Below are 23,718 nucleotides of genomic sequence, written 5' to 3'. Positions count from 1 at the left end.
AAGAGACAGCCCCGGCCCCGGTCGCCCCGCCGGAGGGGTTGACCGCCGAGACGCTCGCCGCGGCGATGGGCAATGCTGTCTCGCTCGACCGGTACCGGGAGTTGCTGCCCGGGTTCGCCGAGGCGATGCGGCAGGCCGAGTGCACCACCCCGCTGCGTGCCGCGATGTGGTGCGCCCAGATCGGTCACGAGTCCGGCGGCCTGCGGTACATGGAGGAAATCGCCAGCGGCGACGCCTACGACACCCGCACGGACCTCGGGAACACCCCGCAGGTCGACGGCGACGGCCGACTGTTCAAGGGATCCGGCCCCATCCAGCTGACCGGCCGAAACAACTTCCGGGCCTTCTCCGCCTGGTGCCATGCGAAGGGCTGGGTGGATTCGCCGACCTACTTCGAGCAGCACCCGCAGCTGGTGCGTGAGGATCCGCGCTGGGGGTTCCTCGCGGCGACCTGGTACTGGACCGTGTCCCGGCCGCAGATCAACGCGCTCGCCGACCGGCAGGACCTCGACGGTGTCACCCGCGCCATCAACGGCGGGCTCAACGGCACCGGGGACCGGCGCGAGCGGTACGCGCGGTGCCTGCAGCTCGGTGCCGCACTGATTCCCCGGGACACCGGCCCGGTCGCCGCGATCGCGGCGGAGGCCGCTGCTGCTGCCGCGTGGCTCGGTGAGCGCACCGCCGAGGGGGACGCCGCCGACGGCGGCCGGTACGTGCACTACACCGGCGGCTCGATCTACTGGCATCCCACCACCGGCGCCTATGCGATCCCGGCTGCGTTGTTCGAGAAGTACGAGCAGCTCGGGTGGGAACGCTCGTACGTCGGATACCCGACCGAGCGGCACCTCGTCCTGCACGAACCGGAGGTCTCCGGCGAGGCGTGGGGTGATGTGCAGGGATTCCAGGGCGGCGCGATCTACCGCCGCTACGGGCACCCCGGTCACGTGGTCACCGGCCTGATCCGCGCCTACTGGCACGCCGCTGGGTCCGAGACAGGCCGGTTCGGGTGGCCGATCACCGACGAGCAGTGGGCCGACGAACAGGGCGGTATCCGCTTCCAGGACTTCGAGCACGGACGTATCACCTGGTCGGCCACCGGCACCGTCGGCACCCACGCCGAACCGGGATTCGACGCCATCATCACCGAGGAGAACTGACCATGCCCGACACCTCCACCGACACCGTCCTCCTGACCGAGCAGCGCGTCACGTTCTGGGACTCCAGTTTCGAGCTCCTCGAATCACGGGACCTGACAGTCGAACTCCGCCAGGAAAGCACCGTCGCCCGGATCGCCTTGCCGAGCACCGACGATCTCGCGCAGAGCATCCTCGAGGGTTCGTTCGAGGGGTCCGGCTACGCCCCGAACCTCACGATCGACCGCGACGGAGAGCGGTGGTCCGGCTGGCTCGCCGAACTCACCGTCACGACGGCCGCCGGCGTCCGCGTCGTCGAGCTGCTCTACGTCGACCAGAACCACAAGTCCGAGTTCGCGAAGTTGCTGGAGGCACTGTGAGCGACAACGTCGTCGACATCATCACCCGCGCGGTCGTCGAGAAGCTCGGCGACGAGATCGACGCACGATCCCAGCAGGTGGTGCAGGCTGTCACCACGCGGCTGGAGGCGGAGGCGCAGCGCCGCATCGACGAGGCCGTCGCCGCCATCCCGCAGATCGCGATCCGTGCAGTCGAGCAGACCCAGCCGCTCCCGATCCCGGGCGAGCTGGTGCACGACCCGGCGCCGGACGCCCACGCCGACGCGCGAGACCGGGCGTGGCGCACCCTCGTCCAGGGACTGGTCGTGACCGTGGTCCTGGCGGTGGTCACCGCGTTCGGTGCAGCGGTCGCCGCGCCCGGGTTCGATCTGCTCACCTGGGATTCGTGGCGGGCGGCAGCAACATCGGGCGGCACCGCCGCGGTCATGGCTGCGGCCGCCTACATTCAACGGCTCGTCCAGCCACCGCGAGGTGAACGCTGATGGGGGAGTGGCTGCTCGCGCTGCTCGCGCCCGAGCGGGTCCAGCAGTTCGGCATCGCGGCCACCGCGTTGCTTACCGCGTGGACGGCCAGGCAATCCTCTCAGGTCAAGAAGCTGCAGGCCGAAGTCGCCGAGCTGAAGGCCGGGCGCGCCGAGGACCGCGAGAAGTTCCGTGAGGCGATTCGCTTCATCCGGCAACTGCTCCGTCACATCGAACACCTCGACGCATTCCTCAGCCACCACGCCCCGGGGCAACAACCACCGGACACCCGCCCAGCGATCCCCGTGAGCCTAGAGAAGGAAATCTGAGGTGACCACCCCAGGACAGAACGCACCGGACGGGGCCTGGCAGTTCGGTGACCGGATGGGCCAGGACATGGCCGGGATGAGCGCGGCGGATGTCATCGCGATGATGACCGGGCAGACGCGCAGCGACATGAACGCCGCCGTCGGCGGCTGGAACGGCATGGTCGCCGACGTCGACGATCTCGCCGAACAGGTCCACGACGTGCAGCTCGAACTCGGCGAGCGGGTCGATCTGCTCGACGGGGTACGCGGCTACTGCAGTACCTACCTCGGGTCGAACTGGCTGGTCCCGGGAAACCAGGGCAAGCAGTTGCCGTTCGACGCGCAGCTCGGCCCGGCAAAGGGCGCGGCGCCCCAATCCGGGGGGATCCGACTGTTGGAGAAGGGCCTGTGGCGGGCCGACGCGCATGTGGGGTTTCAGGTGCAGTCCGGCTGGTTCACGGGCGCGGCCCGGGCGGTGGTGTATCTGACGGTGCGGGTGGCCGCGACGTGGGAGACATACTCCCAGCGGGAGTACTCGCTGGTGGTCGGCCGGGCGGGCGATGAAACCGCCGCGTTTTCCCACACGTTCGTCGTTCCCGAGGACGACACCTACATCGTGACGGTGGACATGTTCCACCAGAACACCCGCCAGTACGTCTTCGGTGGGACGTTGCGATCGGCGCTGTCGGTGAACAAGTGGGACTTCCGTGTCACCAACGCGGTTGTCGCACCGACCGTTCCGGACGGAGGGACGCTGTGACGACACCAGGACAGAACGCACCGGACGGGGCGTGGCAGTTCGGCGACCGGATGGGCCAGGACATGGCCGGCATGACCCAAAGTGCCGTCATCGACATGATGACCGCCGCGGCCCGCGCCGATCTGGTCAAGGCGGTCACCGGATTCAACCAGTCCCGCGGCAAACTGCAGTCGTCGGCCGCGGACCTGACCGACGGCCAGAACGCTCTGCGCGGCCGGCTCGATCTGTTGCAGGGCATCACCGCGCACGGCACCAGCGTGATGTCGAAGAACTGGGCCGTCGATGTGCTCAACACGTGGAAGACCCTGCCGTTCGATACCCAGGTCGGCCCGGCCACCCGCGTCGGAGTGACCTCGGACGCGCTGGTCCTCAAAGGTGGCGGCCTGTGGCGCGTCGATGTGCACGCCGCGGTCTCCGGCTACACCATCGGGCTCGGCTCCCGCATCAACCCGGTCACGCATTTCCTCGAGTTCTACAACATGTACCGGGAAATCAAGCCCGCGTACATGATCGAGATCCGCGACGCGGCAGGCGAGCTGCTGTCGGCGAGGTCGTTCGATGCCACACCGGAGCCGTTCTACACCGAGTACGCCCCGCCGGGAAACGGTTTGACCGGCCCGTACACGACGAACTATCAGACAACGTTCGTCATCGACCGTCCCGACGACACCACCGCGGATCCGGACGCGTGGGTGTATGTGCGGCTGCTGCTGCGGGTCGAGCCGTCCCCGTCCGGGTTCTTGAACGACACCCTGGCCACGATCCACGGCGGCACCCGGATGTGCGGGCTGACCGCGGTCCGCTGGTCCGTCGACACCGACCACCTCGCCCACGCACCGACCGTCCCCGACGGCGGCGAACTCTGAAGGAGGCCCACCGTGTTCACGTTCTTCTGGCTGCAGCTGATGTGGCTGCTGACGTGGGGGGCGCTGTGACAGTCCTGACCGCGAACGTCCGGGACATCGCCGGCGCCGACGACGCGACGGTGTTCACCTTCGAAACCCCAGCGGTGCGCGGAGGATTGGACGGCAGCGTCGTCACCATCCGGGCGCGCCGCTACACCGCCGAGTACGGGGTGCTGACCACCGATGATCTCGAACCCGGGCCCGCGGTGCTGCACCTGTCCGGCGGGATGCGCGCGGACTACCGGATCACCATCCCCGACAGCACCACCCCGGTGCAGCTGTGGCCGTTGATCGACGCGGCCACCCCGCCGGACAACGAGGCATGGATGACCGGGTTCGTACGCAACGGCGGCGGCGTCGCCCGCGTCGCGGCGATGGTCGACGACGAGTACTGGCTACTGGTCGCCGACGGACTCGACGATCCCGCAACCGTCTACTTCACCGTCGAAAGTCTCTGACACTCAAGGAGTTTAATCATGGCTGTAACCGCGAAAGCATACGGGCTGTTCGCCAAGTCGCTGGCGGAAAAGAAGGTCGACCTCGGCAGCGACAACCTCAAGGTGATGCTGTGCTCCGTCGCGTACACCCCGGATCAGGATGCCCACCAGTTCAAGTCGCAGGTCACCGGCGAGGTGACGGGCACCGGCTACACCGCCGGCGGCCAGCTGCTGACCGGGGTGAGCCTGTCCTACGACCCGGCGACGAACACCGTCAAGCTCGACGCCGACGATCCGTCGTGGCCGAGTTCGACGATCACGGCCCGGTACGCGGTGTTCTACGACGACACCCCCTCGACCGCGGCGACGAAACCGCTGATCTCGTACGTCGACTTCGGGGCGGACATCGCGACGACCGCCGGCGCGTTCACACTCACCCTCGACGCGAACGGCATCGTCCGACTGTCCGCGGCCTGAGATGAGCATCTGGCTGTTCCGCCGTGCCCCGACCGGCGTGTACCTCGGAGCACGTCGCGCGACCGGCGTGTACTGGCGCGGCCGCGCCGCCTGGGACGGCACGATGCCCGCGAACGTGGTCACTGTCGCGGCCACCGTCGTGGTCCACGCCGTCCAGCCGGGCGTCTCGGCCGGCGCGACAGTGGGAATCCCGCCGGCCTCGATCGGCGTGTCGGCGGCGCCGGTGGGGCTGTCGGCGATCGTGGCGGTGCCCGCCGCGCAGATCACGCTCACCGCGCCCGCCGCGGAGCCGGGCACCGAGGGCGCGGTCGTGGCGATCCCGTCCGCACACATCACCCTCGAGGCGCCAGCGCCGGTGTTCGCGACACCGAACGTGGCGGTGCCGGTCGCGGACGTTCTCGTCGCGGCCGGCCACCCGAGCGCGCATGCCTCGACCGGGCTGCTCGCGGTGCCGGCCGTGCAGCTCGAGCTCGCCGCGCCCGGCGGCGCCGTATCGGCGGGGTCCGCTCCCGCGGTGCCTGCCGCGCAGCTCGCGGTGTCCGCGCCGGCCCCGATCGTGCGGGGCGCGGCGACCGTCGCGGTACCCGCCGTCGACCTCGCCCTCACCGCACCCGCACCCCAGGTGACCGGGTCTGCGGTGGTCGCGGCCCCGGCAGCGGTGGTGTCGGTGACCGCGCCCGCCCCGGTGGCGCAGGCGATCCAGTTCGTGCCGATGGGTGTCGACAAGTCCGGCACCCAGGACCCGGGCCGGGACGTGTACACGATGGTCACCGGCTGGGTACCGCGCGCCGGGTTCCCGGACACCGTCGAATCCGGCGGCAAGCTGATCGTCATCGGCAACAAGACCACCACGATCTACGCACAGGTCACCTTCAACTCCGGCAACCTCTTCATCACCAAGGGCTGCCGGATCGTCGTCAACGGCACCGTGGTCGCGACCTCGCAGAGCAACGGCCAGAACAAGGTGTACAGCACCAATTACTCGACCACGTTGCACGAGGGCGATGAGGTGTGGCTCGAAGCGGCACACACAGCGACAACCTCCGGCGAGCGAAACATCCTGGCCGGCGCATCGAACACCTTCCTGTACTGGGACTAGAAGGTCAAACCGACAGCCCCGTAACGCGTCCGTAACACGTACGTAACGCGCGGTCTGTTCTGTCCGATACACCTGGCGGCTGTAGATTCCCACCCCCGATCGGTCTCTACGGCTGCTCTGCGCCCCGCCTCCCCTCAGAACGCCGGAGGCGGGGCGCCCTTTTCGTGTTCAGGCAGGTCCTCGCCGCCGTAGAATTCCGGTGGCTGCAACTGGGCTGTACGTGTCGCGTCAAGGGGTAGCCGATTCGGTGCTCCGCTTCCTCCCGAGGCGGCGCACTGCCAATGGGGCGGAGTAGTGGGAGGGTCCAGAACCTCCGAGCATCCCCTGCGTGCTCGAACGTGCTGGACCCGTGTCCAATGATTACAGGATTTTCCGCGATCGCGGTAGACCCTCGAGATAGAAGCAGGCCCCGTCGGCGGATGCGGGGGGCGCCGACGGGGCCTGGATCGCCGCGCAGGGGATGGGCGGCGACAGTGTGGATTCAATCACGTCGCGGAGGGGGTCCGGAAATTGCTTTTGCCTAACGAAACTCCCGATTTCACCCCCATACCGCTGAATGCTGCGATGGCCATGTAGGTGCGTCCCGGGCCGTTCGGATGGAACCGCCTGGCCCGCGATCTCGTCCAATCGGGTATGGATGAGCGGCAGCAACAGGCGTGGTATCTGCTTCGCGCGATGGGAATACTCGAGCATGCCGAGATGCTGGATGCAGGCCGGTGCTTCCCGAGCTCGCGGCTCCACCGGCCCGCGGATCAAACCCTACCGAATATCGAACATGTGTGCGAACGTAACGGTATGCAGTCCGTCGAGCGCAGCCCTCGCACGTGCCCGAACGGACACCCACTCGGGGCGCGCCGGGTGCTCGTCGGATGGGTGCCCTGTGACTGCATCTCGGGAGCCGGCGGTCATCGAACCTACGAGTGTCGGAAGTGTGGCGTCACCATCGTGCGGCCGCCCCATGTCGGCCCGCCACGGCCGGGTGTGAAGTGGTCGTAGCGAACGCCCCAGCTGGAGACAGGGGCGTTCGCGCGCAACCCTACTCGGCACCTGTTGCGATCCAGCGCCGCATTTATCACCCGTACGACTGAGTCCCCACGTCGAGGGCGGGGTGCTGTCAGTCCAGAAGCAGAAGGGCTACCAGGACAATCGTGGTCCCAAGTGCTGTGGCGATTACCAGGTCGCCGCGGCGTGAGTTCGTGTCGCCGAACAATGGTTCGTTGGAGCGTCGCGGGGGCGGCGTCTTTCTGCTCATGCCGCCATGAGACCCGAATGGTCGGTTTGTCGGCAATGTGTTTCTCGCCCCACTCGGCTCGGTCGCCGGGTGACGTGAGGGGTGATGGGAGGGCCCAGGTGCCGCCCAGGCATTCCCCTGTCGCTGCCCGGGAAGTGCTGGACCCGTGTCCAATCACGGCAGGGTAGCCCGCATCTGCGGTAGATCTTCGGGGCAGAAAGAGACCCCGTCGGCGGATTGGGGGGCGCCGACGGGGTCATGTATCGCCGCGCAGGGGAACGGTGGCGACCGCTGGATTAGATCACAAAAGCCACCCGGATTGGTAGGGGCCGGTCCGCGAAGCCTCTTGTCCCACAGCTAATTTCGTTAGGTAACAACTGGGCCTGGTGTCCCGCATCCGCCGAACGAACCAGGCTAACCGCCGCCGTTGTCGCTCCCGTTGGATCCGTTCTTCTTCACCGGGAACAAGCTGCGAGCGATCACGAGAAGGATGCCGATCACCTCGATCACCGACGCACCCAGCCAGGCCACCATCACCGCAGGGTCCATGTCAGTCTTGTTGGCGCAAAGATAGATCAAGAAGAAGATGTTCGAAGCGACAAGCTGTCCGCCCACGAACTTGATCGACCAGCCCGCGAGCGTCTTTCGGAGTTCGATGTCCTGCTCACGGTTCTGGGCCTTGATCGTCTGCAGGCGAATCTTTGCGGCAAGGATCGCGCTCCGGGAATCCTCGTCGCGGTTTTCCTCAGAAGACTCCGGGTCGTCGAGGTCACCACCGTCGTTGGCGTCGGGCGAGTCCGGCGTTCCGCCGTCGAGCGGTGGCCTCGATTTGAACCGTGACTCGATCTGGCCGGCGCGCTGCAGCTTGCCGTCGACCTCGTCGTCGGCTTCCCGGTTCAGCATGGGCTAGATGAGCCCGAGACTGGACAGTCGGTTGTTGATCGCTGGTGATGACACGTCGAAACGTCGGCGGAGCTCGCCGACCGACATCCCTTCCGCCCACCATTTCTTCACGATGGCGGCGGGCATCAGCAGTTCGGCGGCAAACTGGTTCGCCCAGATTTCTTCGGGGTCGGTGCCGGCCTGCGCCAGCTCTGCGCGCTCGTCAACGAACCCGAGTTCATCTTCGTCGTCCTTGTGCCGGAAGAAGTGGCCGAGTTCGTGGGCGACGGTGAATCGCTGCCGGACCGCATGGTCCTGCTCGTTGACGTAGATCTCCGTGGGCGCGTCGGCATCTTCGCGGATGATGAATCCAGCAAGGTTGTTGTTGAGCGGTGCGGGCTGCACCCGGATCCCGATCCGGTCGGCGATCTCCCAGGGGTCGACAGGGAAAGGGATATTGCCCATGCTGTCGTTCCAGTAACGCATCCGCATTTCACGGGCTGCTTCCCGCGGGGTTGCGTTGCTCATGGGCACCTCCTCTTCGTTCCTTCCCGTCGCCAAGGTCAACCGATGATATGCACGGGTTGTTCCGGAAGTTCGACTGACTGTACAGGTCTGTCGCGATCATCCGGTACGGATGCCGTCGACGTGGACAAACGACGCGGCACAGGAGTTCGCCGGCCGCGCTCCGGATCACGAACAGCGCCCCACCTCTTCGGAGGTGGGGCGCTGTTCGTGTATTCGCTGGCGAAAAGGTGCCGCCTTCACGACCAGTGGATGTCTTACGGTACCTGCTGCAGGCCGCGAACAGAAGAGAGTCCGTCGGTGGATGTGGGGGACGCCGCCCCCCGACGACGGCGCCTCCGTGTGGCGCTGGCGAGTGAGACGTGAGATGTCACTTGCCATACCTCCCGGCGAGGACCAGTGAACTTCTCCGGGTGAGCTTGACGCCGGACGTGATTGTCCCAAACGGGGCCGGGTCTTGTGCGGTCGGCCGTCCCCGACGTCAGGCAGCGACTGTCGCGGCCGCGACACTGGTGCGGTGCGCGGTGACCCACCGGTGCACCTTGTCTTTCGAGATACCGAGCGCGGCGCCTGTCGCGCGGACCGATGTCTTCTCGTCGACGACGCGCCGGATCGCCTCGGCCCGCTTCTGCTCGTCTGTCGCGGTCGCGATGTCGAGCGCGAGCGTCACCTGTGTCGCAGGCCGGTCAGCGGCGGGCTCTGTCGCGACGGGCGGCGTCGTGGTCCGGCGCGGTGTCGCAGCGTCCGGTGTCGCGGCCGGTCGGTCCGGTGTCGCGGGTGCGACGCGCAGCCGGGTGATCGGCCGCGGGGCGTCGTCGCGGTCGGTGTCGTGCCGCGACAGTGCTGGTGTCGCGGTCCTGTCGCGCGATGACGATCGCGAAGTGCACCGCGAAGAAGGTGGCGAGCGGCGGGACGATCGCGAGTGCGACAGCGATCTGCGACGTTTTCGAGGGGGCAGGGTCCGGTTCTACGTCTACCCGTATGTGGCGCCCCTGTCTTGTCGGTATGGTGTGCTATGGAGCGACCGAAGTCGAACATAGTTGCGAAAGAGGGTAGATCATGCCGGGAAGACCTCAAGGTTTAGCCGAAACGGGTTACGGTGCCTGTGAAATGGGAATGCCCCCGGCCTTGGTCAGCGTCGGATACGAAGGCCGCACGCTCCAAGACCTCATCTCGCAGCTGAAACACCAGCGAGTTCAGGTGCTCGTCGACGTCCGTCTGACACCGCTCTCGAGGAAACCGGGGTTCTCCAAGACCAAGCTCGCCCAAGCGCTACAAAGCGCCGGCATCGAGTATGTCCACCACCGCGCCCTCGGAAACCCAAAGGACAACCGGGACGGCTTCCGGAGCGGCAGCGAGGAGAGTCGTGAACGGTTTCGCGAGGTTCTCGGATCGGATGCGGCCGCAGACGCACTCAACCACGTGGTCGAGCTACTCGACGGTGGAATCGTCGCGCTGCTGTGCTTCGAGCGAGACCATGAGACGTGCCACCGAGACATTGTGGTCGATCGACTGAGGTCGGTTGCTCCCTATGTTCAGGTTCACCATCTCTAGAAGAGCGTGAGGTCCTCGCGGTCCTTCTCGATCTTTGGGTACCAACAACCAAGGATCGAGAAGGACCGCCTGTGCTGATGCTGATTCCCGATGAAGAAGTGCAGATCTCTGGACGGGTCGCAGAATTCGTCCTCCCACTTTTCCCGGATCATTTCGCGAGCCCGTTGATCGCCGTGCTTCCGGCGCCATAACCTGCCTGCTTGCCCAAGCTCCCAATCCAGAACTTTCTGGGTATGAGTCGGGCATTCTGCCGACTCGCACCGATACCGGTACCTGACGATGTACGGCATTGGCTCAAGGGGTGCGAGTCCTGGACCGAACAGGTCGGGCTCGCTGGCCTTCTGGATCTTCGCGATCTGCTTCTCGTTCCACGGCTCTCCGGGCAGCACCTGCACCTCATCGATACGCGGTTTGATCAGCCCGAGCGAGGGGGAGGGTTCGTTCATGCGCACCTCGTTGGCGGAGCGAAGGGCGCAGGTTGTCGTCGCTCCGATCAAGCCGCCGAGGAGGTTTCTGCGGTGTGCCCAGTTCGTCTTCGTGTCGATCACCCCGACCCGATCAAGATGTGACTGATCCGGGCGATGTGATTCGACCCGCGGGTCTCGACTCCCGTGAGCCTGGACAGGAAGGTCGACGCGCTCGTATTTCTTGAACTGCAAGTCATCGTCGATGCCCCGAAATCGGACGGGATACAGTCGGATCCAACTCGGCTCGGCCTGGTCGATGCGCACCCCTGCGACACACACGGTTTCCTCGTACGTGCTCGACGGACTCGGATACGTCTTCACGGTGATCAGAACCCTGGCACGTTCGTAACCCGCTCGCATCAAGCCACTGCCTTCGGATAGTCGGAAGAACCGCCACTTTCGTCGCCGCTCATATGTCCGGCGAGGATATCGCCGGGCCGACCTAACTGGTTCGGCAGAGTCTGGGCAATCGTGGGGTCGGTCATGTCCGGATCATCCCGTCTGACGTGCCGCGTGTTACGTCGCGGCCCCGGCGAGGCGCCGGGGCCGCGACGGCTGATATCAGACCGCGACTGTCTCAGCATCGAGCATCGCGCGGTGAGCAGTCACCCAACGCTGCACCTTGTCCTTCGAGACACCGAGGTCTGCTCCTGTCGCACGAACGGTCCATCCCTCTGAGACAACCCGGTGAACTGCGCGGGCGCGGAGCTCGTCGTCGGTCGCAGCGGGCGCGACATCGAGGGCGAGTGCCTGCTGTGTCGCGGCGCGAGGCTTTGCGACACGCGGTGTCGCAGCAGGTCGCGGGTCTGTCGCGGGTGCGACACGCAGCCGGGTGACCGGCCGGGGTGTCTCGTCGCGATCGGTGTCGCGGATCGTCTTGTCGTTGTCGTCGGATGCGACAGTCGGCCCCGGCTCGACGACCGGCGCCGCGACGGCGCTCGTGTCGCGGTCCTGTCGCGCGACGACGATAGCGAGGTGCACCGCGAAGAAGGTGACGAGCGGCGGGATCACGGCGAGCGCGACAGCGATCTGCGACGCCGTGGTCAGCCAGGCGTGGACACCGTTGCCGGCGCACGACAGGACCGTGCCTGCGACAAGGAGCGACCAGGCGTACCAGCGGGCGTCGCGTCGCACGACCGCCGCGACGGTGGGGACGACGATCATGCCGTCGAGTGCGACGGGCAGGATCCACGCTTCACCCGCCGGCCACTCGTGCATCACGGCGAGGTCGGACAGGGCGGAGAAGGACCGGGCGAACGCGGAGAGTGCGACAGCGAGCGCGGCGAGTGTCGCGAGTGCGACAGCGACGGTGTGCCGCGACGGCAGGTGGAGGCGAGGCGTGGTCATCGGGTGCTCCTGACGAGGTCGTAGAGGCCGGACGTGAGCGTGAGGAACGCTTCGCGGTATGCGGCGGTGAAGGTGTCGACGCCGTCCTCAAGGTGCAGGGCGTGGGCGGCGTCGATGTGGGTTTGGGCGGCGGCGATCAGGTTGATGAGGCGCTGATCGAGCGCGGGCATCACGCGGCTGCCTGGGTGGTGGTGCGGCAGGCGCAGCGGACGGCGGGTTCGATGGGGCGGCGGTCGGGGCCGAGGACCCAGCCGTGTTCGCAGTTGTCGCAGTCGTTGTCGCCGCGGACCTCGGACATCGGCGGGGGTCCGGACGTTTCGCCCGTGCGGGCGGGGCGCGCCGACAGGGCTTTCCAGAGGCGGATCCAGCCGTGGACGTGCATGGTCGGGTTCTCCGGCCGGTGCGCACGCACAGCGGCCTGGACGAGCGTGTCGACGCCGTGGCGGTCGATCAGCTCGAGCAACTCGGTCTTCTGCGTGGGCTTGATCCCGGCGTAGGTGGCGGGCAGGCCTTCGGCGAGCGTGGCGGCCTCGAGCTCGGCGATGTTGTCGGCGTTGCGCTGCAGTTCTTCTCGGGCGATCTCCGACGACGACACGGACTCGAGCGCGTCGACAAGTGAGGTGGGTGCCTGAGGTGCGGGGTTGTTGTTGGTCTCAGTCCTTGGTGATCCATCCTTTGTAAAGGCGCCCGTCTTCCCGTCGCGCGCCTGCCCGGAGTTCGATTTCCTGGGCTTCGGCGGGGCCGGGGTATCTCCGCTGGGGCGGGGCTCCTCGTAGACGGTTTGGATGGTGGACCATCGGCCCTGCTCGTCCTGGACCTTCTCGCGGATGAGGTAGCCGAGTTCGACGAGTTCGCGCATGGTGCTGCGGATCGCTTCGCGGCCTTCTCGGGGGGACTGGGCGGCGATCGCTTCGGAGCGGATGTGCCAATCGAGCGGCTTGGACAGCAGCCACGCGAGGACACCGCGGGCTCGGAAGGACAGACGCTCGTCGTTGAGAACAGCGTTCGACAGGACGCTGAAATTGTCGGCCAGACGGGGGCCGCGCCGGATACCACCCTGCGGGTGGACATGGGTATGCTGGGACACTGTTCGACTCCTTGGAGTAAGGGTCAGTCGGACACGGCCCGTCGCGAATGCAACTCGCGGCGGGCTTCCGAGTTTTCAGGGGAGCTGTAGCCGGAGTTTCGGGGGTGCTGTAGCCACGCTGGAGTAGGCAGTAGCACTATGGCTACAGCTGTGGCTACAGAGTATTTCCTGGAAGCGGGAGCGATTCGCATCTCCGCTGGTAGATCGGGTATTTCGTTGAGCCGATGACGGGAATCGAACCCGCGTATTCAGCTTGGGAAGCTGATGTTCTACCATTGAACTACATCGGCACGCTGGGCTTTTGCCGATTTTCACCGGCTCGTCCCTAGCTCGTCGCACACTGTATCAGACTCCCCGCGACCTCTGTCACCATGTCTGCGACGTGTGTCGCCGGCCGCTCACATGAGGGCGCGGCCGGTCCGGATCCGCCACCGCATGTCGGCCAGGAGCAGCCGGTAGGGGGCTTCGCGGACGGGAACGGGGAGGCGTTTGTTGACCTTGCCGATCGCGCGCATGACCCGGTCGAAGCGACGCTGGTCGCGCGGGCTCCACGCCAGACGCATCTGGTCGCGGAACAGCGGCGGGAGGAACCCGGCGGTGAAGAACAGATTCATCCGGCCGAACAGCCGCGACGCCGGCCCGGGCACGAATTCGAGCTTCGTGATGGACAGCAGGTGCTCGCGGATCCTGTCGTCGATGTGGACCTTCTTCAGGCCCTCGTTCCAGTACTCCTCGAACGCCTCGCGGTCGACCGGCCACATGTCCGGCTTGACCTGCAGGGTGGTGCCGAACCGGGCGCCGTTTTGGTAGAAGTAGTCGACGTGCTCGTCGGCGATCGGCCCGTACAGCGCCCGGTGGACGTCCTCGAATCCGCGGTAGATGCACGACGCGACCCACAGCTGCAGTTCCGGATCGAATGCGTTGTACTTCACCGGGCTCTCGGCGGTGGAGCGGACCTGCCGATGCGAGCGATTCACGGCGTCGCGGAACAACTTTCGTTCCTCCTCGGTGCCGCGCGCGGCGACCGCGAGGTAGCCGAGGGTGGTGCGGGTGCGCTTGAACGGGTGATCGAAGAGACGTCCCGATTCGACGCGGCTCTCGAACACGCCGTAGCCGACGCCGGGCCACGACAACTGCATGATGATGTTCGCGGCTCCGGCGGCGAGGCCGAGGCCGTCCATCGTGTCGTCGAGTCCTGCCGGTTTCTCCGTCGTCGTCACGCTCCACCCCTCAATGTGAACAGTATCTGTGCACGAATGTACGCAGATATATGACGCTCGTAAAGCGGCGAGGCTGACAAGATGGCCGCATGGCAACAGGACGGCTCTACGGGGGACGCGGCGGCGAGGAACGGCAGGCGGATCGCCGCGCCCAGCTCATCGAGGCAGGTCTCGACCTGCTCGGCGCACCCGACGGAGAACCCACCCTGTCGGTGCGCGGCGTGTGCAAGCGCTCCGGCCTGGCCTCGCGCTACTTCTACGAGAGCTTCGCCGACCGCGACGCGCTGACCGGTGCCGTGTACGACCACGTCGTGCAGCAGATCGCGCAGAGCACCCTCGCGGCGGTGGCCGCCGCGCCCCGCGACGAGCGCGGCATCGTGCACGCGGCCGTCGCGAACATCGTCCGCGAGATCGCCGCGGATCCCCGCCTGGGACGCGTGCTGTTCTCCGTCAGCCAGGCCGATCCGCAGCTCGCGCGGCGTCGGCTCGAGTCCGCGCGCATGTTCGCCGGCTTGGTGACGATGCAGGCCGAGGACTTCTACCAGGCGAAACTCAGTCCCACCCTCGATCTCGCGGCGCACTTCGTCGTCGGCGGGCTGGCACAGGCGCTCACGTCCTGGCTCGACGGCACGGTCCCCCTGGAGGAGGACGAGGTCGTCGAAGCGTGCACCGAACTGCTGCTCACGGCATCGACGATGATGCGGTGATCCGGGCGGCGGCCGCGCACGCCCCGACCGCGACCGCCGTCGCGCCCGCGAACATCGCCGCGAACCCCCACGCGGTGGCCGCGGATGCTGCGAACACCACCGTCCCCGCGCACAGCCACACCGATTGCGTCGCAGCATCATTGACCTGCATCGCCGCCGAGTTCGTACCCGTCTGCTCCGGCGGCGAGTAGTCGAGCAACAGCACCGACGTCGACGCGAACACCATCCCGATGCCGAGGCTCGTGACGGACCAGCCGACCAGCGCGATGGCGGGCCACATATCCGGCCAGAGCACGGTGGTCGTCGCGCCGATCCCGATCGCGAGCGCTGCCGTACCCCACCGCACGCGTACCGCCGCATCCGACAGCGCCGACACGTGCGCCGCGAGCCACGCCCCGGCGAACCACGCGAGCGCCGACACCGTCAGGAACATCCCGGCATGCGCGGGCGTGAATCCGTGGAACTGCACCAGCGCCAGCGGCACGTACACCTCGGCACCGAAGAACGCCGCGCCGGTCAGCGACCGCGCCGACAGCACTGCGGGCAGGCCCGGGGCGAAACGCCAGGTCCCGGCGGGCACGAGTCGCGGAACGGACCAGCACACAGCCGCGACCGCCGCGGCCAGCAGCAACGGCCACCCCGCGACCTCCCGTTGTCCGGCGATCCCGACGGCGAGCACCGCGATCGCCGCGACCGCCGCCCACCGCAGCGACGGCGCGGTACGGGCCGGATCGTCCGACGGTGACGCCCGCCGCAACTCGGGGGCCAGCGCGACCACGGCGACGACGGCGGGCAGCGGCGCGAGCGCGAACACCCACCGCCACCCGACGGCCTCGGCCAGCGCACCGGCCACGGGCGGTCCGATCAGTGCCGGCAGCACCCACGCGCTGGTGAGCACCGTGAACACCCGCGCCCGGAACTCCTCGGGATAGGCGACGGCGACCAGCACGTACAGCGCGACCCCGGCGAGCCCGGACCCGAATCCCTGCACGGCCCGGCCCGCGAGGAACACGGCGATATCGGGGGCTGCGGCCACCCCGATCAGGCCGGCCGAGAACACCGCCACCCCGGTGTAGAGGGCGGGTCCGGGGCCGGACCGGTCGATCCACACCCCGGCGACGCAGATCGCGAACACCGACATCGCGATCGGGGCGGCGAACGCCAGCGCATACGAGGTGAGCGCCCCGAACTCGTGGCCGACGACGGGCATGACCGTCGCGACGGCGAACGATTCGAACGCGAACAGCGCAGACAGGAAGAACAGCCCGACCGTCGTCGCGCGGAACCGGCCCGACCACAGTGGGGGCGCGGAGACGACCGTCATGCCGTCACCTCGTCCACGCCTCGCCCGAGCGAACGGTAAATTCCGTCGGTTGAAGGAGTCGGGTGTACCGCTCGCTCGGGAAGCCGGGGGTGCTCGAAACGCGAACCGAACTCGCGCCGGGCAATCGGGTGCATGGCCGCCTCCGTTCGTCGGGTGTGGTCCCAGCGAACAACCTCCAGCCGACTCGAGGTCAAGAGGCACATTGTTAACCTCTACGCGTGCTGCTCTCCGATCGTGACATCCGCGCCCAGCTCGCCTCCGGGCATCTGGGCATCGACCCCTTCGACCCGGAGATGGTGCAGCCGTCGAGTGTGGACGTCCGCCTCGACAGCCTGTTCCGCGTCTTCAACAACACGCGCTACACGCACATCGACCCTGCTCAGCGCCAGGACGAGCTGACCTCTCTCGTGCAGGCCCCGCCCGGCGAACCGTTCGTGCTCCACCCCGGCGAGTTCGTGCTCGGCTCGACGATGGAACGCTGCACGCTGCCCGACGACCTCGCCGGTCGTCTCGAGGGCAAGTCGTCGCTCGGTCGCCTCGGTCTGCTCACGCACTCGACCGCCGGATTCATCGACCCGGGATTCGACGGGCACATCACCCTCGAGCTGTCGAACGTCGCGAACCTGCCGATCACGCTGTGGCCGGGCATGAAGATCGGCCAGTTGTGCCTGTTCCGCCTGACCAGCCCCGCCGAGCATCCGTACGGCAGCGCGAAGGTGGGGTCCAAATACCAGGGGCAGCGCGGGCCGACCCCGTCGAAGGCGTACCTGAACTTCGCGCACAACCACCCGGACGCTCGCCCGAGCTGACGCTTCCCACTACCCGTGCCGCGCGGCGCGGCCTGCTCGACGATGAGGACACACCCTCTCCCCTCGAAGAGCACACCGTGCCCATGCACGCGCACGACCTCGATGACGTCGTCGACATCCTCGACGCGATCGTCGCGGACACCATCGCGACCGCGAACCCGCGCGGTTACTTCGCAGCGATGTACCGGCAGGTCGCCCTCGAGGTCGCCGCGGCATCGTCTCCGGCGATTGCGACGACGGCGCCCGGATGAGCCGTTTCGACGTGGCATTCGCGAAACCGGGCGATCGCGCGGCTGATGCGCGGAATCAGTTCGGCGAGAATGCTGTTGATGCGAGCGTAGTCGGCGCGACGTCGGCGGGATCACGGCCGTAGAACGAGGTACCGGGTGACGACCGCGACATCCAGGTTGACTGGGCATTGATGCTGAGCAGGTCCTGCAGCACGATCAGCGGGCGACGAGGAGATCGCGTCGAACGTCACCCGCCACGACCGGGTCGGAGAGGCGACGACTCGTAGGCGGTGGAGTTGCGGCGGGCCTACTCGCCCTGATGACTACCCGGCGGGCGCTGTTCGCGGTCCCGCTGACAGCTGCGACGTCGCTCGTGCTGTTCGCTCTCGCCTCACGCTCGCCGTTCGATCTGCTCGCCAGGTATCTCGGCGACTGCTATCTGACGATATCGATGGCCGATAAGTAGCGTGTGGCAACCGAACTCGACGTCGAGCAGTGGGCGTCCTAGGTCGGCCATGCCGTCACCGTTGACGTTGGGTACAAGCACCTACGCCAACCGATCTCCGCTGTGATGATCTGGCGCATCCAAGCATGTGCGGGAGTCCCAGAAGGGGATACGGAGTGGGCGCCATCGGCGACGCGGAGGTTGTAGTTACGACGCATCGGCCGCGTCGAGCCTTGGAGTGGCGCCTGCTATGGAACGATCCCCGTTGAGATTTGTCACATACCCAGCAGGAGAACACGATGGACAATGACAATCCGCCCACGCTGCTCGACAGCATGGGCGGGCTAGTCGCGGTGCAAATCACCGCGACAGATCAGGTCCCGGAAATCCGGGTGTCCTGTGAGGGCGGGGCCTACCAGGACCTGACCATCGAACAGGCCGAAATCATCGGCGCCAAGACCGCCGAGGGGGCACTCCTCGGCGAGGCGATCGCCGCAGCGTACGGCGTCAGCCCCGATCAGGTCCGTATCAGCGTCGAGCTGCCGGGCGAGTGGAAGCAGGAGAATCCGCAGTGAGCACCCCCAACGAGTACGACCCCTACGCCGAGTACCGCAATGTTCCCGCGGTGCCCAATCCGGCGCAGCCGGACCTGGTCAAGCCACAGCCACAGCCCCAGCAGCAGCAGCCGCACGACCTGACCCGTGTCGACCAGCAGCAGCGGGAGATCGCCGAGCGGCTGGCATGGGAGCAGCAGCAGCGGGAGATCGCCGAGCGGCAGGCATGGGAACAGCAGGTGCGCCAGCAGGCGTGGGCCGAGGCGCAGCGCCAGGCTGCTTGGCAGGCCCAACAGCCGCAGCAGCAGCCGCACTACGCGGGGCCGGTGCAGCAGGTCACCGTCAACAACGTTGTCGGCGGCAGTGTGGTCAACGTCCGCGCGTTCCCGCACACCATGCACCTGATCCTCACGCTGATCAGCTGCGGCATGTGGGCACCGATCTGGATCATCCACTACGTCATCGATATCGCGCGCCGATGAGCACGGGCCGGCTACAGGCCGGCACCGTCTACCTCAACCCGCGGACCCGGATGGACCGCCCGTGACCATCGCGCACACCTTCGCGCGCTACACCGAGTAGATCAAGCAGGACTGATCAGCTCCACCCCCGATGCCCGCCCCGACACCAGTCGACGGCGGGCATCCCCATTCCCGGGTCTGTGCAGCCCTCAGGCGCCCAAAACCGCCCGGACTCAGTACTACTGGGCTAGCCCGCCTTGCCGAAACCTACGCTCCGACCTGGCTGAGGATTCGCCAGTATGTACGAACTGATCAGATGGTGGACCGTGGAGCGCCGATCGCTGAACTGTTTCGCCGCGTCGCCGCGGTTCACCCGAGGGGCACCCGCGGAGTCCACCCGCCCTGCCTCGCGCTACCCGAACACCTCCAGCCCACCTTCCCCTCGCCTGGACTGCCGCGGGGGAGCGCAGTGGAACTGCTCGGCGCTCGAGGACCCGCGATCTCGATGGTCGCGGCCGTCACCCGCGCCGACGGATCCGTGGCGATCATCGATACCCCCACGTCGGATTGCTCGCTGCGCACGGACAAGGACCGGCCAGCCCATCCGGACAGGCCCACTGCGTCGCTGCTGCGGTTCATCCGTAGCAGCGAGAGCGTGGACGCGTCCGCGATCATCACGGCGCTCGGTGCGATCACGGTGCCGTGATCCCCGCAGATTCGGGTAGTCCGCTACTCGTGTGCACCGCGGTCCCCGCTCGTACGTTCGGATACGTCACACGATCCGACGACGAGGGGAGCGCCCCGATGACAGAGATCGAACAACGCAGTCCACGTTCACCGGACACGGTGCGGGTCTACCTGCCGCACCACGCCGCGCACGACCTCGACGCGGTCGCGAAGATCTCCCGGCAGGTGCTCGATCGACTCGGTTGCCCCGGCTGCACATCCGGGTTCGACATCCGGTTCATCGAGTTGCGGGACTTCGCGGTGGACCCCGACAGTCTCGACGTCCGGGAGATCCCCGGTGCACCGAGATACTGACGGCTCCGTTCTCGGCGTCGGCATGGTCTACTGCCCGGCGCTCGGACCGGTCTTCGAGGCCGGCCCGGACGTCGTGGCCGTCGCCGAACTCGAGCCGCAAACACTCTGGCGCACAGTCTGTTCCGAAGGCAAATGGCGTTATCGTGTCGACGGGTGGGCGCTCGACGCGATGGCAGCGCTGCCGCAACGCAAGCTCGTCCACGGGGTAGGACAGCCGCTCGCCGGAAGCATCGACGATCCGCTGGACTACCGGACCCCGTTGCGCGGCGTCGTCGATCTGCTCGACCCGCCGTGGGTCAGCGAACACCTCAGCTTCGTGCGTACCGCCGGTGCCTCGGGGATCGAGCACGCCGGATTTCTGTTGCCGCCGGCGCAGACCCCGGAACAGGTTGCCGTCGCCGCGGAGAACATCGACGACTACCGGCGGGTGGTGGGCAGGCCGGTCGCGTTCGAGACCGGGGTCGACTACCGGGCACCCCGCGAGGACGAACTCGACGACGGCGTCTTCTTCCGGGACGTCGCCGAACGCTCCGGCAGCGGGATCGTGCTGGACCTGCACAACCTGTGGTGCAACGAGGTCAACGGTCGCGGTGCGGTGCGCGACGTCCTGTCCCGCATCCCGCTCGACCGGGTGTGGGAGGTGCACGTCGCCGGCGGCGACGACCTGGACGGATACCGGCTCGACGCCCACAGCGGCGCGGTGCCGGGCGAACTGCTCGACCTCACCGCCGACGTCGTGCCGCGCCTGCCGAATCTGCGGGCATTGACCTTCGAGATCACGCCGTCCCACGTGCCCCACCTCGGACTCGACGGCGTGCACGCCCAGTTGGAACGGTTGTGGCAGATCTGGGATCTGCGACCGGATGCCGCACCGGAACCGTTCCCGGCCGCGATCGCGACCCACGCGTCCGCCGCCGAACGCGCGACGGTGCACCGGGCGGAACGGAACCTGGTCGCGGCACTGCGCGGTGCGGGACCGGCGGAACCGGGTGTGCGCCTGTACCGCAGGCTCGTCGACGAACAACGCCGCGCGCATCTCGCCCAGGCGCTGCGCTACACGACGACGGCACTGCTCACCACGCTCGGCGCGGTGGCCACGGAAGCGGTGATCGCCGAACACCTGTCGGCGCATCCGCCCGAGATGACACCCGGGGTCGAGGGATACAGGTTCGCGATGTACCTGGCCTCGCGCCCCGGCCTGATCGACGCGGTGCCGCACCTGCGGCAGGTTCTCGAGTTCGAGACCGCCCTGTTGCGCGCGGCGCTGTTCGGGACGTCCACGGTGGTCGAGTGGGACGTCGACCCGGTCGGGGTCCTCGACGCTCTCGACGAGGGACGCGCCCCGGGCGTTCTCGAACCGCAGTCGTACTCGGTGTCCGTGGAGATCTGACGGCGGCCGGATTCGCGTAGTGCACTACTCGTGACCGCAGCCCCGTACCGGGCGACGCTGAAGACGATCCGAATCCACTTCTCGCCCGAAGGTGATGCCATGACGATCATCTCCAACACCAGGGTCCACGGCTCCGGCGACAACGCCGCGGCCTATCTCACCGAACGCGAACACCAGCGCCGCGCCGCGGCCCGGCGCATCGTCGACCGGTCCGATGTACGGGTCGGCAACGAGCAGGTACTCGGGGAACCCGGCGGGATCGCCCGCGCCGACGACCCCGCGCGCATCGCGAAGCGTCTCGACCGGGTGAGCCGCTACTACCTCGGCGGCGATCCCGCCGATGCGCCGGCGGGTGCCGATCCTGCCGCGTTGGTCGAATCTGCGCTCGAACGCGCCCCCGCGATCCTGGGATCCGGGACCGAGGACGTGGAGTCGATGCTCGAAAAGATCATCAACACAGCGGATTTCGTGGGGGTGCGCTATCTCGACGAGGGGGTGGCGGCCGCGCGCGCGATCGGCCGCGTCCACATCCTCGGCGCGGACGGATCACGGCTCGGCTTCGGCACCGGCTTCCTGGTCTCCCCGCACCTGCTGCTCACCAATCATCACGTGCTGCCCGACGCAGTCATCGCGGCGGCGAGCGTCGTCGAGTTCGACTTCCAGGACGGCATCGCCGGCCGCCCCCTGACTCCCCGATCGGTGCCGCTGGATCCGGGCCGGTTCTTCGTCGCCGACCGGGAACGGGATTTCGCGCTCGTCGCGGTCGACGCGCCACCGGATGTCCTCGCGCAGTACGGCTTCAACCGCCTGACCGCGGCCCAGGGTACGGTGGTCATCGGCGAGTTCGTGACCATCGTGCAGCATCCGCGCGGCGAGAAGAAGCAAATTGCGTTGCGGGAGAACAAGATCGTCGACATCCCCGAGATGTTCGTGCACTACTCCGCGGATACCGAACCCGGATCCTCCGGCTCCCCGGTGTTCAACGACCAGTGGGAGGTCGTCGCGTTGCACCACGCGAGTGTGCGCGCACCGCAGCAGACCCAGTTCGGCGGATTCCTCAACGAGGGCGTGCGGATCAGCCGGATCCTGCAGTTCCTCCGCGACCGTGATCTGCCGCCCGAGCAGCGGGCGCTGGTCGAGGAGCTGACCACCGCCGAACGTCCGGAGCTGCTCACCGATCGGCCGGTCCCGCAGTCGCGCCCCGGTGCCGTGGAATCGTCGGATGGTGCAGTAACAGTGCAGATTCCGCGCGACCGGGCCGTGGAGATCACTGTGCGGGTCGGCGCGACCGGGGCGGACGCGACGATTCCACCGTCCATAACCGAGGCCATCTCCATCGATCCCGACTACAGCCGGCGCGACGGATACGACCCCGGCTTCCTCGGCGCGGCGCTGCCGCTTCCGGTCGTGACCGGTGACACGGTCTCGGTGACATCCGATGAGCTTCGCTACCACCACTTCAGCGTCGTCATGCACCGGCAGCGCCGGTTGGCTCTCTTCACCGCGGTCAACATCGACGGTGGGCTCGCGCAGAAACCGCGACGGGACAGCGACCGGTGGATCCGCGATCCGCGTCTCCCCGCCGACGAACAGACGGGGGAGGAGGTCTATCGCGACAATCCGCTCGACCGTGGTCATCTCGTGCGTCGCCTCGATCCGGCGTGGGGTCCGCTTGCGAAGGCCGCGAACGACGACACCTTCCATTTCACCAACTGCACCCCGCAGCATCACGATTTCAACGCCGGCAGCACGCTGTGGCTCGGGCTCGAGGACTACGTGCTCGGCAACGCCGACAATCGGGATCTGAAGGTGAGCGTGGTGACGGGGCCGATCCTCGCGGACGACGATCCGCTGTATCGGGGTGTCGCCCTGCCCCGCCAGTACTGGAAGGTGGTGGCGATGACGAAGTCCGACGGCACGTTGTCCGCCACCGGATATCTGCTCAGCCAGGCCGCGCTGCTCGACGAGTTCCTCGCGGGCCCGGAGGAGTTCTCGTTCGGTGCCTACCGCACCTTCCAGGTTCCGGTGCGGCGTATCGCGTCGATGACCGGTCTGGGCCTGGACGCCTACGTCGCCGGTGACCCTCTCGAGCGCATCGAGGCGGGTGTCTCGGCCCGCGAACTGCTGCGACCCCAGGATCTGATCCTGTGACCCCGATCCGGGAGTGCGGTCTGTGACCGACCGCCCGATCATTGCCCCGTCGCTCCGCTGCGACGGGGCAATGGTTGGCCCGGTTCCGGTTATCGGGGACAATATCGGTCATGTGGTGGTGGATCGCCATAGGCGTCGCGGTGTGGGTGATGGTGGCGGTGGCCGCCGCGCTGATCATCGGGCGCATTCTCCGCCGTGCCGACGTGGAGGAGCAGATCGTCGAGATTCAGCGCAGCCAGCGGGACGGCTCACATACGGAATTGAGCTGACACGCCGAAATCGTTTGTACTAGCGAGTAACGATCTTTATCGCTACTGTCCACTGCGGTCGTCCTCCAACCCCCCTGCGTGGGCG

30 protein-coding genes, 1 tRNA gene and 1 pseudogene are annotated in these 23,718 nt (G+C 67.4%); 21 read left to right on the top strand and 11 right to left on the bottom strand.

All coding sequences use genetic code 11. From position 1 onward, the window contains the following. The 9 genes and pseudogenes from M1M07_RS28470 to M1M07_RS28430 all read left to right on the top strand — a co-directional run. Positions 1 to 1,157, top strand: a pseudogene (locus tag M1M07_RS28470) (hypothetical protein); the annotation flags it as partial. A gap of 2 nt (positions 1,158 to 1,159) precedes the next feature. Beyond that, the gene (locus M1M07_RS28465; protein WP_248676314.1) at positions 1,160 to 1,513 is read left to right on the top strand and encodes a hypothetical protein; all 354 of its coding nucleotides are present in this window, start codon (positions 1,160 to 1,162) and stop codon (positions 1,511 to 1,513) included. Further along, positions 1,510 to 1,974 carry a hypothetical protein gene (locus tag M1M07_RS28460; RefSeq protein ID WP_248676313.1) on the top strand — a complete coding sequence of 155 codons (465 nt, stop codon included), beginning with the start codon at positions 1,510 to 1,512 and terminating at the stop codon, positions 1,972 to 1,974. The genes M1M07_RS28465 and M1M07_RS28460 overlap by 4 nt, the downstream gene beginning before the upstream one ends. After that, complete coding sequence (locus M1M07_RS28455; protein ID WP_248676312.1) at positions 1,974 to 2,282, top strand: hypothetical protein; 309 nt, start codon at positions 1,974 to 1,976, stop codon at positions 2,280 to 2,282. The genes M1M07_RS28460 and M1M07_RS28455 overlap by 1 nt, the downstream gene beginning before the upstream one ends. A gap of 1 nt (position 2,283) precedes the next feature. Continuing rightward, positions 2,284 to 3,021 (top strand): hypothetical protein, encoded by a 738-nt coding sequence (locus M1M07_RS28450; RefSeq protein ID WP_248676311.1) that lies wholly within the window; start codon positions 2,284 to 2,286, stop codon positions 3,019 to 3,021. Then, positions 3,018 to 3,887, top strand: coding sequence for a hypothetical protein (locus tag M1M07_RS28445; RefSeq protein ID WP_248676310.1), 870 nt, complete (start codon positions 3,018 to 3,020; stop codon positions 3,885 to 3,887). The genes M1M07_RS28450 and M1M07_RS28445 overlap by 4 nt, the downstream gene beginning before the upstream one ends. Before the next feature lie 65 nt (positions 3,888 to 3,952). Beyond that, the gene (locus M1M07_RS28440) at positions 3,953 to 4,384 is read left to right on the top strand and encodes a hypothetical protein (RefSeq protein ID WP_248676309.1); all 432 of its coding nucleotides are present in this window, start codon (positions 3,953 to 3,955) and stop codon (positions 4,382 to 4,384) included. 18 nt (positions 4,385 to 4,402) lie between these two features. After that, on the top strand, positions 4,403 to 4,840 hold the full coding sequence (locus M1M07_RS28435; RefSeq protein ID WP_248676308.1) for a DUF4403 family protein: 438 nt from the start codon (positions 4,403 to 4,405) through the stop codon (positions 4,838 to 4,840). 1 nt (position 4,841) lies between these two features. Next, on the top strand, positions 4,842 to 5,939 hold the full coding sequence (locus M1M07_RS28430) for a hypothetical protein (RefSeq protein WP_248676307.1): 1,098 nt from the start codon (positions 4,842 to 4,844) through the stop codon (positions 5,937 to 5,939). Between the two features lie 1,645 nt (positions 5,940 to 7,584). Here M1M07_RS28430 and M1M07_RS28425 read toward each other — a convergent pair. The 3 genes from M1M07_RS28425 to M1M07_RS28415 form a co-directional block, all read right to left on the bottom strand. Next, a complete protein-coding gene (locus tag M1M07_RS28425) occupies positions 7,585 to 8,073 on the bottom strand; it encodes a hypothetical protein (RefSeq protein WP_248676306.1) in 489 nt (162 codons plus the stop codon). Positions 8,074 to 8,076: 3 nt separating this feature from the next. Continuing rightward, entirely contained in the window at positions 8,077 to 8,580 is a 504-nt protein-coding gene (locus M1M07_RS28420; protein WP_197250967.1) for an ImmA/IrrE family metallo-endopeptidase, read from the bottom strand. A gap of 478 nt (positions 8,581 to 9,058) precedes the next feature. After that, on the bottom strand, positions 9,059 to 9,247 hold the full coding sequence (locus tag M1M07_RS28415) for a helix-turn-helix domain-containing protein (RefSeq protein ID WP_248676305.1): 189 nt from the start codon (positions 9,245 to 9,247) through the stop codon (positions 9,059 to 9,061). Between the two features lie 440 nt (positions 9,248 to 9,687). Between M1M07_RS28415 and M1M07_RS28410 the strand changes: the two genes are divergently transcribed. After that, the gene (locus tag M1M07_RS28410) at positions 9,688 to 10,131 is read left to right on the top strand and encodes a DUF488 family protein (RefSeq protein ID WP_248676304.1); all 444 of its coding nucleotides are present in this window, start codon (positions 9,688 to 9,690) and stop codon (positions 10,129 to 10,131) included. On the opposite strand, the gene M1M07_RS28405 is transcribed toward M1M07_RS28410, so the two are convergent. The 7 genes from M1M07_RS28405 to M1M07_RS28380 all read right to left on the bottom strand — a co-directional run bounded on the left by M1M07_RS28405 (position 10,128) and on the right by M1M07_RS28380 (position 14,252). Next, positions 10,128 to 10,862: a hypothetical protein gene (locus M1M07_RS28405; RefSeq protein ID WP_248676303.1), complete on the bottom strand. Its 735-nt coding sequence runs from the start codon at positions 10,860 to 10,862 to the stop codon at positions 10,128 to 10,130. The two genes, M1M07_RS28410 and M1M07_RS28405, sit on opposite strands and share 4 nt — an antisense overlap. 95 nt (positions 10,863 to 10,957) lie before the next feature. Then, the gene (locus tag M1M07_RS32910) at positions 10,958 to 11,083 is read right to left on the bottom strand and encodes a hypothetical protein (protein ID WP_282582414.1); all 126 of its coding nucleotides are present in this window, start codon (positions 11,081 to 11,083) and stop codon (positions 10,958 to 10,960) included. A gap of 76 nt (positions 11,084 to 11,159) precedes the next feature. Continuing rightward, on the bottom strand, positions 11,160 to 11,945 hold the full coding sequence (locus M1M07_RS28400) for a DUF2637 domain-containing protein (protein WP_248676302.1): 786 nt from the start codon (positions 11,943 to 11,945) through the stop codon (positions 11,160 to 11,162). Next, positions 11,942 to 12,118: a hypothetical protein gene (locus M1M07_RS28395; RefSeq protein WP_248676301.1), complete on the bottom strand. Its 177-nt coding sequence runs from the start codon at positions 12,116 to 12,118 to the stop codon at positions 11,942 to 11,944. Before M1M07_RS28395 ends, M1M07_RS28400 begins: the two co-directional genes overlap by 4 nt. Next, positions 12,115 to 13,032 (bottom strand): replication protein, encoded by a 918-nt coding sequence (locus M1M07_RS28390; protein ID WP_248676300.1) that lies wholly within the window; start codon positions 13,030 to 13,032, stop codon positions 12,115 to 12,117. Before M1M07_RS28390 ends, M1M07_RS28395 begins: the two co-directional genes overlap by 4 nt. Before the next feature lie 219 nt (positions 13,033 to 13,251). Beyond that, positions 13,252 to 13,322, bottom strand: a tRNA-Gly gene (locus M1M07_RS28385). A 108-nt stretch (positions 13,323 to 13,430) separates the two neighbouring features. After that, positions 13,431 to 14,252: an oxygenase MpaB family protein gene (locus M1M07_RS28380; RefSeq protein WP_248676299.1), complete on the bottom strand. Its 822-nt coding sequence runs from the start codon at positions 14,250 to 14,252 to the stop codon at positions 13,431 to 13,433. An 89-nt stretch (positions 14,253 to 14,341) separates the two neighbouring features. Between M1M07_RS28380 and M1M07_RS28375 the strand changes: the two genes are divergently transcribed. Further along, positions 14,342 to 14,959 (top strand): TetR/AcrR family transcriptional regulator, encoded by a 618-nt coding sequence (locus M1M07_RS28375; RefSeq protein ID WP_248676298.1) that lies wholly within the window; start codon positions 14,342 to 14,344, stop codon positions 14,957 to 14,959. Here the strand turns inward: M1M07_RS28375 and M1M07_RS28370 are convergent. Next, positions 14,934 to 16,283: an MFS transporter gene (locus tag M1M07_RS28370; protein WP_248676297.1), complete on the bottom strand. Its 1,350-nt coding sequence runs from the start codon at positions 16,281 to 16,283 to the stop codon at positions 14,934 to 14,936. The two genes, M1M07_RS28375 and M1M07_RS28370, sit on opposite strands and share 26 nt — an antisense overlap. A 218-nt stretch (positions 16,284 to 16,501) precedes the next feature. Between M1M07_RS28370 and dcd the strand changes: the two genes are divergently transcribed. From dcd to M1M07_RS28320, 10 genes are all read left to right on the top strand, one after another. Continuing rightward, positions 16,502 to 17,092, top strand: coding sequence for a dCTP deaminase (gene dcd, locus M1M07_RS28365; protein WP_197256478.1), 591 nt, complete (start codon positions 16,502 to 16,504; stop codon positions 17,090 to 17,092). Positions 17,093 to 17,175: 83 nt separating this feature from the next. After that, entirely contained in the window at positions 17,176 to 17,343 is a 168-nt protein-coding gene (locus M1M07_RS28360; protein WP_248676296.1) for a DUF5995 family protein, read from the top strand. Between the two features lie 298 nt (positions 17,344 to 17,641). Continuing rightward, positions 17,642 to 17,788 (top strand): hypothetical protein, encoded by a 147-nt coding sequence (locus M1M07_RS28355; RefSeq protein WP_248676295.1) that lies wholly within the window; start codon positions 17,642 to 17,644, stop codon positions 17,786 to 17,788. Between the two features lie 278 nt (positions 17,789 to 18,066). Next, positions 18,067 to 18,342: a hypothetical protein gene (locus M1M07_RS28350; RefSeq protein WP_248676294.1), complete on the top strand. Its 276-nt coding sequence runs from the start codon at positions 18,067 to 18,069 to the stop codon at positions 18,340 to 18,342. Beyond that, entirely contained in the window at positions 18,339 to 18,803 is a 465-nt protein-coding gene (locus M1M07_RS28345; RefSeq protein WP_248676293.1) for a hypothetical protein, read from the top strand. Before M1M07_RS28350 ends, M1M07_RS28345 begins: the two co-directional genes overlap by 4 nt. Positions 18,804 to 19,251: 448 nt before the next feature. Next, a complete protein-coding gene (locus M1M07_RS28340; RefSeq protein ID WP_248676292.1) occupies positions 19,252 to 19,488 on the top strand; it encodes a hypothetical protein in 237 nt (78 codons plus the stop codon). A gap of 98 nt (positions 19,489 to 19,586) precedes the next feature. Then, a complete protein-coding gene (locus M1M07_RS28335) occupies positions 19,587 to 19,823 on the top strand; it encodes a hypothetical protein (protein ID WP_197256480.1) in 237 nt (78 codons plus the stop codon). Beyond that, a complete protein-coding gene (locus M1M07_RS28330; protein WP_248676291.1) occupies positions 19,807 to 21,213 on the top strand; it encodes a DUF692 family multinuclear iron-containing protein in 1,407 nt (468 codons plus the stop codon). Before M1M07_RS28335 ends, M1M07_RS28330 begins: the two co-directional genes overlap by 17 nt. A 30-nt stretch (positions 21,214 to 21,243) precedes the next feature. Beyond that, entirely contained in the window at positions 21,244 to 23,364 is a 2,121-nt protein-coding gene (locus M1M07_RS28325) for a DNA/RNA non-specific endonuclease (RefSeq protein WP_248676290.1), read from the top strand. A gap of 110 nt (positions 23,365 to 23,474) precedes the next feature. Beyond that, on the top strand, positions 23,475 to 23,633 hold the full coding sequence (locus M1M07_RS28320; RefSeq protein WP_197256484.1) for a hypothetical protein: 159 nt from the start codon (positions 23,475 to 23,477) through the stop codon (positions 23,631 to 23,633). The last annotated feature ends 85 nt before the right edge of the window (positions 23,634 to 23,718 follow it).

It is taken from the genome of Rhodococcus sp. HM1 (genome assembly GCF_023218075.1).
Lineage (GTDB): Bacteria > Actinomycetota > Actinomycetes > Mycobacteriales > Mycobacteriaceae > Rhodococcus.
Note: the sequence above shows the minus strand (reverse complement) of the source record. Positions and strands in the feature narration are given on the sequence as shown.